Source organism: Desulfobotulus sp. (genome assembly GCF_034006065.1).
Classification (GTDB): Bacteria; Desulfobacterota; Desulfobacteria; order Desulfobacterales; family ASO4-4; genus Desulfobotulus.
In genome coordinates, this window is sequence record NZ_JAVETM010000042.1 from 1 (window position 1) to 18,540 (window position 18,540).

11 protein-coding genes are annotated in these 18,540 nt (G+C 53.5%); all 11 read left to right on the forward strand.

Annotation, left to right across the window (positions count from 1 at the left end):
- Positions 1 to 140: 140 nt before the first annotated feature.
- Positions 141 to 908: a type VI secretion system protein IglI family protein gene (locus RBR60_RS13495; protein ID WP_320357703.1), complete on the forward strand. Its 768-nt coding sequence runs from the start codon at positions 141 to 143 to the stop codon at positions 906 to 908.
- 86 nt (positions 909 to 994) lie between these two features.
- Positions 995 to 1,747 (forward strand): hypothetical protein, encoded by a 753-nt coding sequence (locus tag RBR60_RS13500; RefSeq protein WP_320357661.1) that lies wholly within the window; start codon positions 995 to 997, stop codon positions 1,745 to 1,747.
- A gap of 78 nt (positions 1,748 to 1,825) precedes the next feature.
- Positions 1,826 to 2,209, forward strand: a complete 384-nt coding sequence (locus tag RBR60_RS13505) for a DUF4280 domain-containing protein (protein ID WP_320357663.1) — start codon at positions 1,826 to 1,828, stop codon at positions 2,207 to 2,209.
- A 52-nt stretch (positions 2,210 to 2,261) separates the two neighbouring features.
- Positions 2,262 to 4,940, forward strand: coding sequence for an ATP-dependent Clp protease ATP-binding subunit (locus RBR60_RS13510; RefSeq protein WP_320357665.1), 2,679 nt, complete (start codon positions 2,262 to 2,264; stop codon positions 4,938 to 4,940).
- 175 nt (positions 4,941 to 5,115) lie between these two features.
- Positions 5,116 to 8,700: a hypothetical protein gene (locus RBR60_RS13515; RefSeq protein ID WP_320357667.1), complete on the forward strand. Its 3,585-nt coding sequence runs from the start codon at positions 5,116 to 5,118 to the stop codon at positions 8,698 to 8,700.
- A 105-nt stretch (positions 8,701 to 8,805) separates the two neighbouring features.
- A complete protein-coding gene (locus RBR60_RS13520) occupies positions 8,806 to 9,285 on the forward strand; it encodes a hypothetical protein (RefSeq protein ID WP_320357669.1) in 480 nt (159 codons plus the stop codon).
- 132 nt (positions 9,286 to 9,417) lie between these two features.
- On the forward strand, positions 9,418 to 11,208 hold the full coding sequence (locus RBR60_RS13525) for a hypothetical protein (RefSeq protein WP_320357671.1): 1,791 nt from the start codon (positions 9,418 to 9,420) through the stop codon (positions 11,206 to 11,208).
- A gap of 74 nt (positions 11,209 to 11,282) precedes the next feature.
- Entirely contained in the window at positions 11,283 to 13,409 is a 2,127-nt protein-coding gene (locus RBR60_RS13530; protein WP_320357673.1) for an FYVE zinc finger domain-containing protein, read from the forward strand.
- 80 nt (positions 13,410 to 13,489) lie between these two features.
- Positions 13,490 to 15,055: a hypothetical protein gene (locus tag RBR60_RS13535; RefSeq protein WP_320357676.1), complete on the forward strand. Its 1,566-nt coding sequence runs from the start codon at positions 13,490 to 13,492 to the stop codon at positions 15,053 to 15,055.
- Between the two features lie 119 nt (positions 15,056 to 15,174).
- Positions 15,175 to 17,004, forward strand: coding sequence for a hypothetical protein (locus RBR60_RS13540; RefSeq protein WP_320357678.1), 1,830 nt, complete (start codon positions 15,175 to 15,177; stop codon positions 17,002 to 17,004).
- Positions 17,005 to 17,038: 34 nt separating this feature from the next.
- Entirely contained in the window at positions 17,039 to 18,535 is a 1,497-nt protein-coding gene (locus tag RBR60_RS13545) for a histidine phosphatase family protein (RefSeq protein WP_320357680.1), read from the forward strand.
- The last annotated feature ends 5 nt before the right edge of the window (positions 18,536 to 18,540 follow it).

Sequence of the window (18,540 nt, forward strand, 5' to 3'; positions counted from 1 at the left end):
CTTGAAATTACAATTAATAATAATTTCAAGGGACAAAGTATTTTCACTGAGTTGTCAAGGTATAAATCATATTTTTTTGATAGCAATCAAAACTTTTTTCATGCAAAAACCTAACCGGACATTACTGGTACGGACTCTTCCTGGAGGGCGGTGTCCGGAGCTTAAAGGAGCTCTTTTCCGCCCTGATTTTTTTTCTGGATACCAACTGGGCCGCCTCAGGTCCGCAAAAAAAGCGGGAAAAGCACGGACAGACAGGGCTGCGCTGGTTTTTCAATCAGCTTCTGAAAAAGTTTCAGCTTGAGGAATCCGCCAAGGGCGGGCTCTGGCAGCAGTGGCTGAAGGACACCCATTCCGATGATCTGGTCGAGGCCCTGGATGGGGCTTCCGAGCTCAGAAAATCCATCGCCAAAACCCTTGAGGATGCTGCGGAACCTGTTCTGGACGGGCTTCTGAAAACCGTGGACTGGCTGCGGGCCTTTCAGCAACTTGTTTATAAGGAGGAAAGTGCGGCACAGGAGGAAAGCCCTGAAAATGAGCCCACACCGGAAGAACCAGGTTTACGGGCTTCTGTGCCTTCTTCTCCTTCTCCCCGGATGGTGGCGGGGCAGGGGCTTATGGTTGAGGGCTCCATGCACCTTGAGCTTCTTACGAAAAAACTTGAAATCTTTGAACGTCTCATGGCGGATGAAAAATTCCCCAGAGCTGCTCTGGTGGCCGATGACATCATCGCCATCATCGAAAATTTTGATCCAAGGCTTTATTTCCCAAAGCTTTTCAGCCGGTTTTTCATGCTTCTTGCCATGCACAGCAATGAGGTCATGCAGTTTGATGAAATGAAGGAGAGCCCGGAATGGCAGGCCATGCGCGAATTTTTCAAGGTGGACCCGGATGCTTTTGCGGAGTTCTGATTTTCTGAGGTTTTTTCTGAAACTTTCAGTTTTTTGTGCCAGGGCTGCGGACTTTCACGGTTTTTCCCAATGCAAAGGGGGTAAAGGTGAAATGTAAGGGATGTGGTCTGGAATCGTTGTCCGGTGAAGGTATGACCATGGTTGCAAGCTGGCCCTTCTGCACCGTGTGCTTTGAAAAACTGATGGCGGGCGGAGAGCCCGGTCGCAGCAGCGAAGCCACCCGGCAAGGGGAGGCAGGCAAAGCCATGGCTTCCCATCTTTCTGAAAAACCCGGTGCCAGTGCCGGAGGAGAACCCGCATGTGAGCTCTGCGGTGCGCCCCTTACTGAGGAGGCATGCCGGGTGGGGGTGTGGAAATTCTGCAAGCTCTGTTTTCAGGATCTGATCATGACGCCTCCTCCCTTAAGGCCAGCCCAGTCGGTGGAAGCTTCGGAAGAGGAAAAAGGATCTGCGGACAGCAAAGAGCTTCCGCCCATGCCGGATCTCATGAAAAGCATTGCCTGTTCCGGATGCGGCCGCTCCATTCCCCTGGGAGGGGCCAGGGGGATGGATGGGGGGATGTTCTGTCCGGACTGTTTTGCAGCCCATGCGGAAGCTTTGTCAAAGGGGCATCTTCCGCATGGCGGGAATTCCGGGTTTTCAGATTCCGGGGAAGACCCTTCCTTACCCGGCAGTGCGCGATGTGAGGCCTGTAACCGGGTGCTGCCCCGGCACAGATTCAGGGAGGTGGAGGGCTTTGCACTTTGTTCCGCCTGCTGCGCCACGGACGAGATGCTTGCCCTCGACATGGCCCGCAGACGGCACAGAAAACGCCTTGAGGCGGAAAGCACCCGGCTTTGAATCCGGCCTGATGTCCATGGAAGGGATGGGGCTGGCCCAGCAGTTTATTTTGCAGAACCCGGAAAGGAGAAGCATAAAATGGGATTTCTTGTAACCAATGGTGCGGTGATGATGTGCAGTTTCGGGGTAGCACCTTCTTCCCTTCTTGTGCTTCCGACCAACAAGGTCCTGGCTTCTCTGCCTGCGGCAACCATCATGGATTATGCGCCCGGGGTGAATATCCTTCCCTTCGGTATGTGCACCACACCCAGCAATCCTGCGGTGGCATCGGCCACTGCGGCAGCCTTGGGTGTGCTGACGCCCATGCCCTGTGTTCCTGTGACCGTGGCCCCATGGGTTCCCGGAAAGCCGACGGTTCTCATAGGAAACTTTCCGGCGCTGACGGATTCCAGCAAGCTCATGTGCATGTGGGGTGGGGTGATTTCCATCAATTTTGCGGGTCAGGTAACGGTGCAGCTCTAGTCCTTGGGACAGGTGAGCACAAATACGCCCATTCAAGAAAGGATTAACGAGGATGATCATTGACCGCTTTAATCTCAAGTCCCAGGAGCTGATCGAAAAGGCCTGCCGTCTGGCTGTGAAAAAGGAGCATCAGTGCGTCACCCCCTGGCATCTTCTCTCAAGCCTTCTGGATGCCTCCCGAAGCCCGATCCGCTCGGCCCTGAAGAGTGCCGGTGCCAATGTGGAGGCCCTGGAAGCCCGCATCTCCGGTCAGCTTCTCACCCTGCCCAAGGCCCTGGCCGGAGCCCAGCAGACTCCCATCAACCGGGATCTGGAACGTCTTTTCATTCTGGCCGAAGAAACCGCCACCCAGATGGGAGAGGCGACCATCGGCATCCACCACCTGCTTTTTGCCCTTCTGGATGTGGGAGAACCCGCAGGGGCGCTTTCGGAATCCGGCGTAAACCGGGAAAAACTGGGGGCAGCCCTTAAAGCCATGGGTGCTGAGGCCAAAAAGGAAGGGGGCTCAGGTCTGTCCCAGGAGTTTGAATATCTCACAAAATATACAAGGGATCTCACGGAAACGGCCCGAAAAGGGGAGTTGGATCCTGTAATCGGCAGAGATGAGGAAATCCATCTGGCGGTTCAGATTCTGAGCCGTCGTTTAAAAAACAATCCCATCATCATCGGAGAGCCTGGCGTGGGAAAAACCGCAGTGGTGGAAGGTCTCGCCCTGCGCATTGTAGAGGGCAATGTGCCCGACAGCCTGAAAAATGTGGCCATTCTGGCCCTTGATCTTGGCCAGCTCATTGCAGGGGCGCGGTACAGGGGAGAATTTGAGGAGCGATTCAAGCGGGTGCTTGAAGAGATCGAGGCTGCGGGGAATGTGATCACCTTCATCGATGAAATCCACATGCTGGTGGGTGCAGGGGCCTCCGGAGGCGCCATGGATGCGGCCAATCTCATCAAGCCCGCCCTCTCCAGAGGGAAAATCCGCTGCATCGGCGCAACAACCCTTGAGGAATACCGCAAGCACATTGAAAAGGATGCGGCACTCATGCGTCGTTTTCAGACGGTCAGCGTGGATGAGCCTTCCATGGAGCAGACCCTGGCCATTCTCCGGGGAATCAAGGGCAAGTACGAAACCCACCATGGCGTGCATATCACGGATGCGGCCCTGCAGGCTGCGGTTAAACTTTCCAGACGCTATATCACGGATCGTTTTCTGCCGGATAAAGCCATTGATCTTGTGGATCAGGCCGCTGCCAGTCTGCGCATCGCCCTGGCGTCAAGGCCGGAGGACATCGAAGGCATGGCAAGGCAAATCCTGGCCCTTGAGATTGAGGCCCGGGCCCTTGAGGGGGAGACGGACAAGGCCAGTGTGGAACGCCTTGGGGTTCTGAGCGCCGAGCTTGCCGCACTCAAGGAGGCCCATGAGGGGCGTGTTACCGAATGGGAACAGGAGAAGGAAGCAAGGCTTGCGGTGCAGGAAGCCCGCAGAAACCTTGAAGCTGCAAGAAAAGAGCTGGATCAGAAAATTCGGGAGGAGGATTTCGCACGGGTTGCCGAGCTTCAGTACAAGGTGATTCCCGAGGCGGAGAGGGTGCTTGGGGAATATCCGGATGGCGACAGTCCCATGGAGGGAAGCGAGGGCGCTCAGAGGGGACTCCTTGCGGAGGATATTGCTGTCTGCGTTTCCCGCTGGACAGGGGTGCCTGTGGCCAAAATGATGGAAGGCGAAAAGGATCGCTGGCTCAGGCTGGAAACCCATCTGCGGAAACGGGTTGCAGGCCAGGAGGAGGCCCTCGGTACCGTGGCCAGAGCTGTGCGCCGTTCCAGAGCAGGGGTTCAGGATCCGAACCGGCCCGTGGCTTCCTTTCTGATGCTGGGACCCACGGGCGTTGGCAAGACCGAGCTTGCCAAGGCTCTTGCCGAGTTTCTCTTTGACGACGAAAAATCTCTGATCCGCATCGACATGAGCGAGTTTATGGAAAAACATTCCGTAGCCCGTCTCACGGGGGCTCCTCCCGGTTATGTGGGCTATGATGAGGGAGGGGTGCTGACCAACAAGGTCAGGCGTAAACCCTACAGCGTTGTGCTTTTTGATGAGGTGGAAAAAGCCCACCCCGATGTCTTTAATATTTTCCTCCAGGTTTTTGACGATGGCAGACTCACCGACGGGCAGGGCCGGACCACCCATTTCTATGACACCGTTCTGCTCATGACCTCCAACCTGGGGGCCGACCGCATTGAAGCCGTGGAGACAGAAGAGGAGCTTTTGCGGATGAAACGGGCCATCATGGAAGTGGTGCAGGGTTTTTTCAGACCGGAATTTCTGAACCGTCTGGATGACATTATCATTTTCCATCCCCTTACACCGGAGATTATGAATCCCATCGTGGACATCCAGCTCATGCGCCTTTCAAAACTTCTGGAAGACAGAAAAATCCATCTGGAAGTCAATGCCGGGGCAAGGGCTTTCCTTGCACAGGAAGGGTACAATCCCCTGTATGGTGCGCGTCCCCTGAAGCGGGTGATCCAGACAAGGCTTCAGGATCCTCTGGCGGAAATGCTGATCAAAGAGGGCATGGAAGAAGGAGGGCGTATTCTGGTTTCCCTTCAGGAGGAGGGCCTTTGCATCACGCCGGTTCCGGAAGGAGAGCCGTATCCTGAAGAGGATTCCGCCAAGGAAGATGCGGCAAAAGAATCTTCCTTGGAAGAACCGGATAGGGAAGCTGAGTCCGATGCCTGAGATGATTTTTTGAAATAGTAATGCTTTATGGAGCCCTCTTCCTCTGGGAGAGGGTCGGGGCATGGATTGGTTTCAGGGGACATTCAATCCCGGAAACAGTCTGGGAAAAACCGGATAATCCGGAACAGCGCAAAACCTGACCCTTTGTTTTTAATACATGGATCTGTGGCGGCCTATGATCTCTCTGAATATGATCATCTCATTCATACGTTCCTATCTGCAGAAAACCCTGAACCTCCCCCCCAAGGTGCTGGTCATCGGCATGGCCCTGGCCCTTACCCTGGTGGGGCTTGGGATTCTCTTATGGAAAAAGAGAAAAAAAGCTGCGGCCGGTGCAGCCTCTGACACGGGTAAGGGGAAGGACTCCCAGCCTTCCATGCCGAAAAACAGCCTTGTCCGGGTCTGGAAGGATTTTTTTTCTCAAATGCCCTGGCGTATCCGGCGTTATGCCGGAAAACTGCCTGCTTACGTTCTCATGGGGGAGGCACTTAGCGGAAAAACAGAGCTGATCCGAAAATTTACGGACGTGGAAGCCCTCTCCATGCAGTTCCGGGCAAGCCATGTGGCATCGCCCCTGTTCCAGATGTACCTCTCCTCCGGGGCCATACTTCTGGAGATGCCCTCAAGCATCCTGACCCATACGGAATCCGATGCCCGCCGCGCCCTGAGACGGCTCTGGAGAGCCCTGCCCGGAAAGGCCTCTCCCCATGGAGTGGTCTGTCTGAACGCGACCCTCCTTGAAGGGGAGGCTCCCGAAAACCTGAAACGTCTCGCCCTTTATCTGCGGGGCAAGCTCAATTCAATGGTTCCTTCTTCGTCCGGCTTTTTTTTCAGGTCATCTTCTGCGAAAAAATCTGTACCCGTCACCCTTGCCCTCACCCACATGGATCTTATGGAGGGCTATGTACAGTGGTCGGCCTTTCTGGCATCCCAGGGGCTTTCCATGGAAACGGTATGGAGTAAAGGAGCTGATCCTTCCGAGGTGGAAAGGGCACTGGAAGTCTATGCAACCCTTCTGCCCCTTGCCCTGACGCGGGTTGCCTCCAGAGACTACCTGGCCATGGTTGCCTTTCTGGATCATGCGGGAAAATGGCTCGGCGTTCTGGGGGCCTTCTCCAGAGTGTTGCTGAGCCGGGACCCCTTTTTTCCCAGTCCGGCCCTTTTGCGGCTGACCTTTCATGGTACAGGAGAAGATACGGAAAAGGGCGGCCCCTTCAAGTCTTCCCTTTCTTCGGAAACAGCCATGGGGAGACCTCGCATATACAGGCATCAGCTGGCGGCTGGCGGCTTGCTTGCGGCAGGGTTTTTAGGATTTTTGACCCTTTTTGCACTCCAGTACCAGGAACTGGAGAGGGTGGATGAAAAGCTGGATACCATGGAGCTGATCAAGCCCGTCAACTACAGGGAAATGCACCTTCTTTTCCCCACGTCCCACAGGGGGAACCTTTTTTACAAACTGCTGCCCGATTTTTTCACAGAGCATGAAAGAATCAGAACCGAGCGCCTCACGGCACTCATTCGTCAGCACTACCTCTACCCTGCCTTTAACCGGCGGCGTCTTCTCACGGATTACCAGGAGCAGATGGTCTATCTGCTGGGCCTCTTGTATGCCACCCCCGAAAGCGGCCTGAAAGCCATGATCCTTGCAAACCCTGAGGAATGGGAACGGGTTTTGGATTTTCCAAGGCAGATGGTTCTTGACTATGCCCGGTACAACCGGGCAGTTCCCGACATTGATATGGAGCTCAATCTTGCTCGTATCAGCAGTCCCGGAAGCTGGGAGCCCTCGGAAAACAGCCTCATGCTGCATTTTCTCCTGAGGCGGGTGGAAGCCGTAAGCGAAGACCCCTTTCTGACCCACGATGTGCTGGCGGAATTGCAGGGAGTTGCCCTGCCTGTACTGGATCTTGTCCGAAAGGTTTTTGCCTTTCCCCTTCTGAGTGACATTGTGGAGAATCTTAAAAGCGTCACCCACCTTGGCCCGGACATCGCCTGGATGCAGCGCAGGGATGCCCTTTTGCGACATGAACAGCTTCTGGAGCTGCTCAGATCCATTGTCAATGAAACCCTCTCCGTACCGGATACCCGTGGGCTGGCTCTGGATGGTTTCATGGCCATGCCGCCTTCCATTCCCAGGCGTCCCGTGGCCTATCCCGAACCCCTGACCCTGATCCTCGGGGACCGGACTTTCAAAGTGAATGTGCAGGTCTGGCACGACCTTATTCTCCGCAGTCAGGTGACTTTCATGATGCGCAATTTCATGGCGGAACATGAACAGAGCCAGGGGCTTGTCTTTTTTCAGGGAGCTGGGGAGTTTCCGGATATCTGGCTCAATGCCTCCAATGATGGCACCCATTATTTTGCAGGTCAGGCCCGCATTGATGGCCGTTTCACCCGGCCTGCCTTTGAAAAGAGGGTACGACCCGCTGTGGAGGCCCTGGACAGTCAGCTTGCCACACTGCCCGTGGATGCAGCGGAAAAGACACGGTTTGTGGATTTTGTACACAGGCAGGTGATTTTTTATTCAGACCGGTATGTGGAACAGTACCGCAATTATTATGATCAGTACCATCTGCGCGTGGACAATCCTGCAGGTCTTCGTTTTGTCCTGCAGCAGCTTCCTTCCCTGAGCTCGCCTTTTCTGGAGTTTCTTTCAACCCTTAAGACCCATACCCGCCTTGATGTGGGGAACAGCCCCATGCTTCGGCCCGTGGCCCGGCGCATGGATGTTTTTTCCTTCATGGACAGGGTCATGCGGGAGCAGGATGGACGCTATCCTGAATGGGAAACCTACAAAGGACTCATTGCCCAGGTTCAGGACGGACTTTCGGAAACCTTTTTTTCCATCCCTGATCCGGCAGGAAAGGGGGAGGGGTCTGCCCTCAGGCAGGGCCTTTCCCCCCTCGGTCGCATGGGATTGGATATCCTGACCGGAAGTCCCGATTCCAGGCTGGCCATGGCAAGGCAGTGGCTTGGCAGTGTCGGTGTCCCCCCGGACTGGCAGAAACCCTTCCTTGAACCCTTTCAGGTTCTTGGGCAGCTGGGAAAGACTGAAATTGAGGGACGTCTTGTCACGGTCTGGTCGGATCTTTCGGCAAAACACCTTCAGCCTTTAAGGAAGAGCTTTCCCTTTGATCCTGGAGCATCCGAGGTTCTGTCCATGGAAAACCTTGAAAAGGCCCTGCACCCTGAAGGGGCGTTCTGGAAGGATTTCACGGCCTATATGGGGGGCGTGTGCCTGTATCGGGAAGGACGCTGGCAAGGTGCTCTCCGGGATCTCCGCCTTCCCCACGGCATGCTGGCCACGGTGGGGGAAGCCCAGCGTATCCGCAGTCTTTTATGGAATGACAAGGGCGGGGCAGAACCTCTCCGGCTGCGGGTAAGGCCCGCCATACTGCCGTCGGTGCAGGGCGGTGCTGCCTTACCCGTAAATACCTACCTGCGCACGGGGCAGGCTGCGGTTTTTGGTTTCAACCAGCAGCCCGCATGGCAGCCCCTTTCGGTGGAGTGGTGGCGTGAAAGTGTTTCTGCCGCAGGGATGACCTTTGAAATCCGGGTTTCCGGGAGCAGGGCCTACCGTGAGCTGATGACGGCCCCCGGTCTCTGGTCCTTTTACCATCTTCTTCTCAAAGGAAGGCGGCAGGAGGGCGGCAGCCTGTCCTGGATGCTGGAAAGTCCCTGGGGGGGAGCGGATTATGACGTGGTATTTGCCTTTGAAAAAGATCCCTGGACGCTTTTACGCTTCAATGACGGAACCTGAGATCTGACCGACACCTGACCGACATCTGAAGGATTGAGGGGAATATCCATGATGTGTGCTTTTTCTTCCGGATCTTACGCTTTGATACCCCAAAGGAAGGTTCCTGTGCTGGGGCAGGGCGCAGGGCTTGCCCTGGCTCTCCTGCTGTTTTTTTTTCTGCTGTCAGGCTGCGCCAGCAGCTGGCAGGGGGCTTCGGCGCAACAGATTCTCCTGAAGGTGAAGGCAACGCCCGACGCCAACAAGGGGCGTATTTTCTACATGCTGGTGCGGGCCAGCAGTGAGAAACAGTTTCTCACGGACAGTTATCCGGACATTGCAGCCCTCGTCTTTGCAGAACCCAGAGATCCCAATGTGCTGGGGGTCTATTCCATTATCCCTGGCAGGACAGCGGAATTTTCCGTGCCTATGCCGGATAAAAGTCCTGTCGCACTTTACTTTCTTTTCACGGAGCCTTCGGAAAACTGGAACCATTTGCTCGGCATGCCCCTGAAACCCAGTTACGAGATTCTGATTCAGGATCACTCCGTTGTTCTTGATGAACACTCTCCGGGCAATGTTTTCTGCTGCCCCTTTTTCGGGGGATAGGTTTTTGAGGAAAGCAGGCGGGCCAGGCACAGGCAACAGAATGGGAATCCTCGGAATGGTCTTTTCTTCCATGGGGCTGAAAAAGATGCCAGGGTTCTGAAAAACAGCAATCCTCTGCCAAAAGGGTCTTCCATGGATAAGGATACGGCTCTGGATATCGGCGCACTGGAGCGCAGTCTGTACGGAAGCGGGGAGGGGGAGCCGGGTAGCCTGCCCTGGCTTGAGGCATCCTGGAGGCATCCGGAAAGCTTCTGGCTGGGGCTCTGGGAAAGGGCCAGACGAGGTTCTGCCATTCAGCCCGGAAGTCTCCCTTTCCGGTTTTATGATTTTTACCACGACATCGTTCATCGTTTTGAAGGAAGCGGTCGAGGGGCCATGCAGACACCCGATGGCAGGGAGGGCTGGCGAGTCCTTTCCTTTGCAGGGCTTGGACAGCAGTCCCGGAGCCTTGCCTCTGCCTGGCTGGATGCGGGAGCGGAAAAGGGCAGGGTGGTGGCTTTTGTTCTCGATACCGGGGAGACCCTGATGCGGACCCTCCTGACGGCCTTGAGACTTGGGATGGTTATTTCCCTTATCCCCCCTGCGGGCCGCTTTCTTCTCACAAAACGCATGGAAAGGCTTCGACCAGATTTTGTGGTGGTGGAAGATCTGCATGCGGCACTTCCCGTTTTTTCCACCTTTAAGCGCCTTCCCCATGAAGTCTTTTCTCCTGAAGCCCTTTCCCGTGGAGCGTCATCCCGTTCTCCTCTACCTTCCCAGGCGGTTTATCCTTCTTCTGGCACAGCGGCTCTCCTCTTTGATCCCACATCCCCTGAACCCTGCACGCCACGGCCCCTGACAGCGGACGCCCTTTATCTTGGTGCCCTGCGGGACGGTATGCTGGTCATGGGATTGCGATCCGGAGATTTTTTTGCGGCTCCGGGCTTCCATCTTCTTGAGACGGAGCCTTCCCTCATGCTCGCAGGTCTGCTTTCCGGAGCCACGCGGATCCACATGGAACCGGAAAACATGGGAGATCAGGCTTTGTGTCTCGGCTCCCAGCCTCTGCGGGTACTGGGTATCAGCAGGGTTTTCCGGGACAGTCTTTCCGCCAGAACCCTGGATCTCAGCCGAAGCTGCCTCCGATGGTTTCGTCATCCAGGAGAAGGCCCGCCCTCACAGGCATGGACGGACTGCATTCAGAATCTGGGGCTCGGGAAGGCCATGGTCAGCTGTCATGCCTGGAACGCTTCCCTGGGCGGAGTGTCGCTTTTTTCCACAGGGAAGGCGGGAAGGGTGCATGCCGAGGTTTTTCCTGCTGCGGGTATCCGGTGGCGCTTAGGGGATGTTGCGGACCCTTCCCTTTCCGTTGCAGGTCAGCAGGGGCTTTTCATGTCTTGCCCGGATCTGAGCGCAAAGGAAGGCGATGAGGCGGAAGGCGCACTGGCTTCCTCTGCCATACTCAGTCCCCATGGCAAAGGGTATTTCCATGCGCCTGCTCCCCATACCGGAAAAAGGGGGCTTTGCTACCCCGAAAAAGAGATTCTGGAGATTCTGAAAGGCTATTTACCCAAAGGCATTTATACGGCCCTGGCTATCCTTGACCGTGAGGGGGCTCAGGAGGATCCGGTCTGTGTTCTGCTTGTGTTCGGTCCCGGACTTTTTTCTGAAAAAGGAAGGGAGGACGACGGCCAGGTAAGGCTTGCTTCAGAAATCCGGACCTGCATCGCACGGGAAGCCGGGGAGGTTTTTGTTCCGGATCAGGTGAAGTTTTTTCCCCTTTTTCCAAGATTTGATGAAACAGGCGAGGTGGATGGAAGATGGTGCGCGGATCAGTATCTCACGGGAAGGCTTCAGCGCAAGTCAAGGCATCCGGTTTTCCGAAGCCTTGCACGGCTACAGGCCTTCTGTGCGCAGCCTGATGGCAGAAGCGTTTTGTCTTAAAGATTTTAAAAAAATGGGAGATGGCTTCCGGGAAGGGTTTGGATTGCGGCTCATTTCAAAGAGGAGAAAAGAACATGGCCCCTGTACAACAGAATCCAAAGCTTGGCGATTTTGAAAAAATTGCCGTTCAGGATGTCCAGTCATCGGGTTTTGCGTCACAAAACCGGATGTATTACAGCGTGAGTGATGACAAGCCCGTCATTGCAGGGATGTTCAAGAGGGGCAGCAAGCTCGGCCCTGAATTTTATGCAGAAAACGCCCATGTGGTGCACATGCTTGAGCAGGCCATTCTTGGCCAGTCAAAGGCCCATGAAGTGAATAAACAGGCAGCGCTCTGGTATCTTTCCAAATTTCATCAGGGAGCAAGCCCGCTTTATACACGGGATGCGGCAACGGTCTTTCGGCTGCTTTCGGCCAATGAGGATGTCCTTGCCCTTTACTATACCCTTCAGAGCCTTGCGGACATCATATCCACGGATCCTGCCTTCATCTATCTGATCAAGAAGGCGGATCCAGGGAAGATGGCTTCCATCAAACAGCTCTCTTACGAGGGATGGGCCAAAAAGGAAGGGTATGCGGATGGGGAGTGGAACAGCCGTTTCAGCTGGGGAAAGGCAGGTATCAGTACCATGCATGGGCTGGGCGGCCTCATAAAGTTCATCGTTCCTCCCGTTGGCATCGTGGACAGTCTGGTGGATATCTGCAGCGGCACCGACAAGCTTCAGGCTGCTAAGGTGGTGCTGGATCTTGCCGAGCAGTTTCATGCGCCCCTGGCCTATCAGCTGGCCCAGGTGCTTTATGATGATTCCTGGAATGCGCTGATCAAACTTGGAACCGGCGTCACCATGGGTGTGGTGGGTTTTGGTGTCACCGGAGCCGTCTCACCGGGGGGCTATGCCCTTGCGTCCATACCCGGCCTGTGGTCTCTCAGCACAGGCTCCAGCCCCATCGGCGTTGCATGTGAGAAACTCATGGGATCCATAGGAAGCTCCCTGGTGACCGGGGTCACCCCACTGGTTGTTAATTTTACCATGGAAAAGGTGCTGACAGAGAATGTCCTCAAAAATGTGAATGACATTATTCTGCCTGTGTTTTCGGTGCGAAGAGACCGGGATGGCTCCATAACATCGCACCCCCATGGAGGAAGGGACCGCATATACAATCTGTATGAAAAAGCGACGGTGGTTGTGCTGCTCAGCTACCTCGGGATCCCCCTTCTTCCCATCCCTGCAAATCCACCCCAGGATGAAGCGGGTACGAGAAACTGGCTCAGGCTGAGGGCCAGAACCGCCTTTAAAAATCTTCTGGGTTCCTATGCAGCGGAAAACTGCCTGCGTGACATTTCCTGGGGCATGGCCGAAGACGAGTACATCGCCGAACGTCTGGAAGTAAAAAACGACAATGCCCCGGTCAAATTCTGGGGGATTGATAAAAAATACCGTAATGACAACGACAAGCGACCCGTCAGTTTTCTGCGTTTTCTGTGTGTTGCCTCGGGGCTTGCAAAAAACCACGAAGTCACCAAAGAGGACAAGGCCCAGGGCAAAGACAAGGTGTGGGATGGCCTGGCCCCTAAAATGCCGGGAAAGCGGGCGGTTTCTCAATTTAAGGGAAAAACCATGGTACCGATTTTTTCTGCGGCGGATAAACCCGGAGAGTGGGAGGCCAGGCAGCAGCATATCTGGCGAGACGGGGAGGAAGCTTTTTTCTCGGCCTTCCATGAAAATGAAAAAACGGATTCCACCCACCTCGCCACACAGTATCTTTGTGTACCGGCCATGGCAAAGGATCTCATATCCAATAAAGTCACATCAAACCCGCATATCACGAAGGCCCAGTGGCATGTTCCTGCCCCGGCTGAACTGAAGGATCTCACCCTTCATATCCTGCACAGGCATCGCTGGCTGAGGGATAAAGAAGAAACAAGCTGCCGTATCTGCGGAAAGGATCTGGGTAAATTCACCCGGCACCATTGTCGGTACTGCGGGGGACTGTTCTGCTCCGATCATTGTAAAAAAAGCGCATTGTCCCTGCTGGATCCCGATACGAACACGACAGCTTCCGTACGGGCCTGCGATACCTGTATCGGTCATTATAAAGGGCTCACTTATAAGCTCACTGAAAAGGATCCCTGGCGGGATCGTCTGGCTCTGCGGGACGGGGATGTCATTCTGAGGCCCGGTGTTCTGAAAAAGATATAGTACATGCTTCTTTACAAAGTCTGGGCGGCTCTTCAAGGCATGGCTCGTCAACGCAAATAACCGGAGGTCGGGAGGCTGTAATGGGGACAGGGTTCAAGGATTATTCCAATTATACGCTGATTAAGAAACACGGGGCGAGCGCCCATGCCGTACTTCAGATCAGAAGGCATGGAAAAAAGGACACGGACTGGTTTCTGAAAGAACTGGATAGTGCCCAGGAAGCCCAGATCGAGTGCATGACAGGAGAAATTTACAGGTATTTTCTCGGGCCGGATCAGCCCAAAATCCGTGTGCGGGATGCCCATACGGTGGTTTCCGAAGCGGTGAGGTTTGTTTCTTTCCGCGAGCTTCTGGAAAAACCTGAAAATAAAAACAACAATGCAATCTATGACAAATATAAAAAGGCCTTTCAGGATGATCTCGATGGTTTCATGATGGTTCTGCTTTCCTCCATTTTTTTTGAGGAAAATGACCTTTCCGACAACAATTACGGGCTGGTGGTGGTTTCAGGAGAAGGGAACGCCAGAACCTTCGGCGGTTTTGTGAAGATTGACCACGGACAGTCCTTCAATACCCTGAGGATTCAGGAGGCGGCCCGGACGGCCGGTGTTTTTGATGTCAAAAAGAAGATGTTGGATCATGCCAGCATCAAATATTTTCCCCCCATTTCTCCCATTCCCGCAAGGGACAGACGGGTCAAAAGCGACCGCTGCACCACAGGCCTTCTTTCCAGCAGGCAGTACCTGCTCTCCCACAGCTTCCTTGACAGGATAGTGACGGACTTTCTGGACGCTCGCATCACCAAAGACTATATCCTCAACCTGGCTTATCAGCCCAGTGCGCTGCCCTTTTATGACGCCCGCCTGCTCAGCTTTTTTGACTACAGGGACGAACCCAGCCCTTACACCCTTCTGGAATACTCCAAATATCTTGCCATTGCGCGGCTGGCCTTTACCTCGGACTTTGCCTATCTGCATATCGCAAGCCGCGCCAGCGATATGGATAAGGTGCCGAGAATCTGGGTGGATGTGCAGAAAAAAATTCTTCAGAACCGGGAGCACCTTCTCAATGAGATGAAAAAGGATCCGGATTTTCTTCTTTTCTGCCATACCATGGAAAATCACATCAAGGATCTTCTGGAAGCGGCGTGGAAAAGGATGGTTCAGGGATCTGAGCGCTACGGTACGGCAACGGCAAGTCCCCTGGATTACGCAAGCTTGAGAGCCTTCAAGGCGCTGGCTGCGGATTATGAAAAATCGGATTTTATCCGGCAGTCTGAAGAGTATCTCGGAGCTGTCCGGCAGTTCATTGAAAGCTATGCCTGGAGTACGGGGTTTGGGGGAGGGAAATCCGTTGTTCTCGCCGGAAAAAGTAAAAAAGTACCGAGCCATGTGGCCACGATGGTGGAACTTCTGGACCTCTATCAGAAATGTGGTCTGATAAGGCTGATCCGAAGTGTCCGTGATCTTGTGGAGATCATCCACAAGGCCTGCACCTCCACAAGTTCTTCCCGAAAAAAATCCACTACCGATGCCTATACAGCCCTGAAAAGCACAGTGCAGGCCTATGCTCTGAATCTGAAGTCTGCGGGTGTAAGCCTGGCTGCCATAGAGCGCATCCATCCCTTGCTGAAGACTTTTCTCTGATTTTTCAACGCCCGGCCGGGGCGATGCCCCCCTTCTGTTGGGAAAGTTTGTTTTGACGTCATGGAGAGAATGCCAGTGTAAGGCGGAAAGCCTGTTAATTTTAATGGAAGGAGGTTCGCATGTCCCTGACGGCCTATCAGAGTTTTGTTGTGGGGTGGTATGCACTGCACGGCAAGGATGCCGCTACCCATAAAGATGGAAAATGGACGGAGATCCACTCTGGTGGACAGACCTTTTATCTGGCAGACCGCGTCCTTGAGGATATTGATGGCAGACCGGACGGGACATCCGCATACCGGATTCTCTACGGATATCACCTTGATCAAGGGAATCTGCACTGCAGGGTCTGGTACTATTCCGGAAGTGAAGCCCAGTGGCGGGCCTTTACCAGCTTCAGGGAAAGCGGCGCATGGGCAAAGGGTGCGGAGGGGTTGGGGCCTGATCCTGAACCGGAGTACACCCACATGGGCTATGTGAATGAATGTTTTGTCACTTCCGAAATGCATACCCTGCTGGAAGCCTTCTGGAACAAGGAGGCCTGTAGCAGAACCTATTCTGAGGTCTGTCCCTGGACTGCAACGGAGAAAAAAGAAGTACTGTATAAAAACGGGACAAAGAAAATCGTCACAGTCTTAAAAACACCTGCAAAATCAGCCAGCGATCTTTCGGCCTTTCAGTACATGGTAGGCAAAGCTTCCGTAATCAGAACGCAATATCTGGGAGAAAGAGAATTTAAACTCGCCAATCTTGAGACCACAAATACCGAATCCACTGAGAACAGCAAGAAAACGGGGTCTGTCAAGCTCCAGCAGGCATTCGATGGAAAGATCAAGGGCCATGGTCATGTCTTCAAACATGATACGGCCCTCTATAAATGGATTCTTGGCTGCCTCAACGGCTATAGCCATAAGGAGAAGAAGTATCATCCCGTACTCAAATCAGATTATACGATCTTCTCTTTTCGCTTGCAGGGGGCAAAGGGAGGAGGGTGTGGGGATGATCTCATTGTGGAAATTGCAGCCACAGACACCCCCCAGGAACATCGGTACAAGGATTATACAGGCTGTGTAAGAATGCTGAATACCCCGGTCTGCTGGGTCAGGGATGTTTATTATGCTTCAAGCCCCACGAATACCTTCGGATCGAGAAAAAATATTCCTCCCAATCTTTTTTTTCTGGTTCAGAAACCCTGTGATTATTCAAGCCAGATCAGTGATTATTACAATAAGAAAATTGGGATAACAAAGATTGGTGATAAATATGCGGGAGATCTTGGCGGTGGAAAGTACGTCATTTTGTCCATGCTGAATGAGGCAACCTCGCCCCTTATTAAAGCTTTCAAAGATGTTTTCTGTTACCCGAGATTCAGGGAAAAATATCATCAGGCAAAGATATTCCCCGCCGCTCTGCATCTGCCGTATCCTGAAAGCATTCCCTATGCCGATTTCCTGAAGGCATTGATCAGCAGCGGCATCGGGGAATATTTCAATATCCAGCTCCACGGCGCTGCCAATGTATATGGGAAAGACAGCGGTCATCACGGCTCCGATGGCATCCGGCGGGCTGAAGAGCTGCATAAGGAAATTGTCAAATGTCAGAATGCAGATGAGATCAGCCGTGTTTTCCATCGATGCTTCATCGACAACAAGGTCGGAAGTTTTTCCGGTGGATGGTTCAGCGGAATCCGAACCAACCCAACCTCGCTTTTTACCTGCGTATGCCGTTGCCTGCTGTCTCTTGCCGTTGTCAAAGATTCAAGCCTGCGCTCTGTCAAGGAACGAAAGGACGAGAAAGTGGATATGTCCAGGCAGCCCGGAGTGAAGGGGCCGGAAAATGGCATCAAGCGCATGATCCTGTACCTGAAGGTGCAGTTCCCCATTTCTGAAAATGATGATGAACTCCAGTATATCACGAAGATCGCAGACAAACTCCTTGGCGCTCTGGAGTAGAAAAGGTGCCCACTTTATTTCGGAAGGAGAAAAAATGTATAGAGTAATACGGTCAATGTTCTTGTGTTTTGTCCTGATGCTGTTGCCTGCATGTAGTGGCGACTCCAATTCGAATTCTCTGCTGAGTGTCGACAACGTCAATTTGATTTTTGTGGTAAGCCCGGATATGGCGAACAACACACCAGGCGACATGAATCCGGACACGGCGAGCCTTTCCAACCAAGGCTTGCAGCGTTCTCTGATGATGGCGACTTACCTGAAACAGCAGGTGTTGGGGGGGGAGAATGTAAGTAGCATTTACACGATTTCACCAATGAGTCATTTGCAGACCAGAGACAATTATCCCGACATGGCGGCAATCGGTTTCATCCAGCAATTTGCTCTCCTGAATCAGATGTCTTCATCCATCGATGCAAATGGCAATCTCTACACGGGGAACAGCTACCCGATCAACGTATCGTATGCGGAAGGTGGAGTACCTGTGGGAGTGGCCGAGCCCGCTCCTCCCCTGCCTGGTTCTCCTCAGTATTGCCCTGACTGTACTGGGCTGGATTTTGGAAACGCAGGAGGCAATAATGAGACGCTGGTGTCTACAATTATTGAGAATCAGATCCCGGGTTATTACATTTTTTCTGCGCCCTGGGAGACGACCGAGGCACTGCTGAAATATATTAACACCCAGTACGGCTTTCGCTTGACTCTTCCAACGGTTTATATGGGTACAGATTACCTCTATGCGATATCAATCCCATCCTCCGGAAAGGCAAGGCTTGTGACCTACAACGCCAACCTGAATCCGCCAACGACCTATCCCGTACTCCCATACCCGGTGAAAAGCAGCGTATGCACCAACAGGTTTCAACCGCCTTTCAGCACGACACGGGTTGGAGGAGTGAATGGTGTGATCATTCCGTCCGGGATAAATACCAATTCCAGGATATATATCGTCCGGCATGCAGAGGCTCACCCGGATCCTGGGTTTAAATTTGAGAACGGCAATTATGTGGCTGCAGGTCAATGGCGGGCGCTCATGCTTGCCCATATTCTACGGGATAAGATCATCAGTCCCGATGTGGTTTACTCCATCGACCCTGCCGGTACCTGGTATCCTACTCGTGACGGAAATGTTTCCTATGTTCGTCCCTCATTGACGGTACTGCCCTACGCCATTGCAAATAACTTACCCTATTATCTGGCCGCAGACCTGTCTTTAGGGTCAGCATTCACCCCAACCGATGAGAATATCGCGCAAAAAACCAGTGATTATTTCTTTACCGGTGGCAAATTTTCCAATCAAACGGTTCTGTTGGCATGGGAATCCGGTCATATCAAGCCATTTATAAAAAAGCTTATCGATAGTTATGGTGGTGACTACCAACCCCTGCCGGAGGATTGGACGGATTGGCCATCCGAAGACTACGACACCATTTGGAGTGTGGCACTGGATGGGCAAGGTAACGTGAGTATAGATAACCTCTTGTGCGAAGGGATTGATTCGGAGAATCTTCCGACCACGGTGCCTTTGTTTTAAACGGA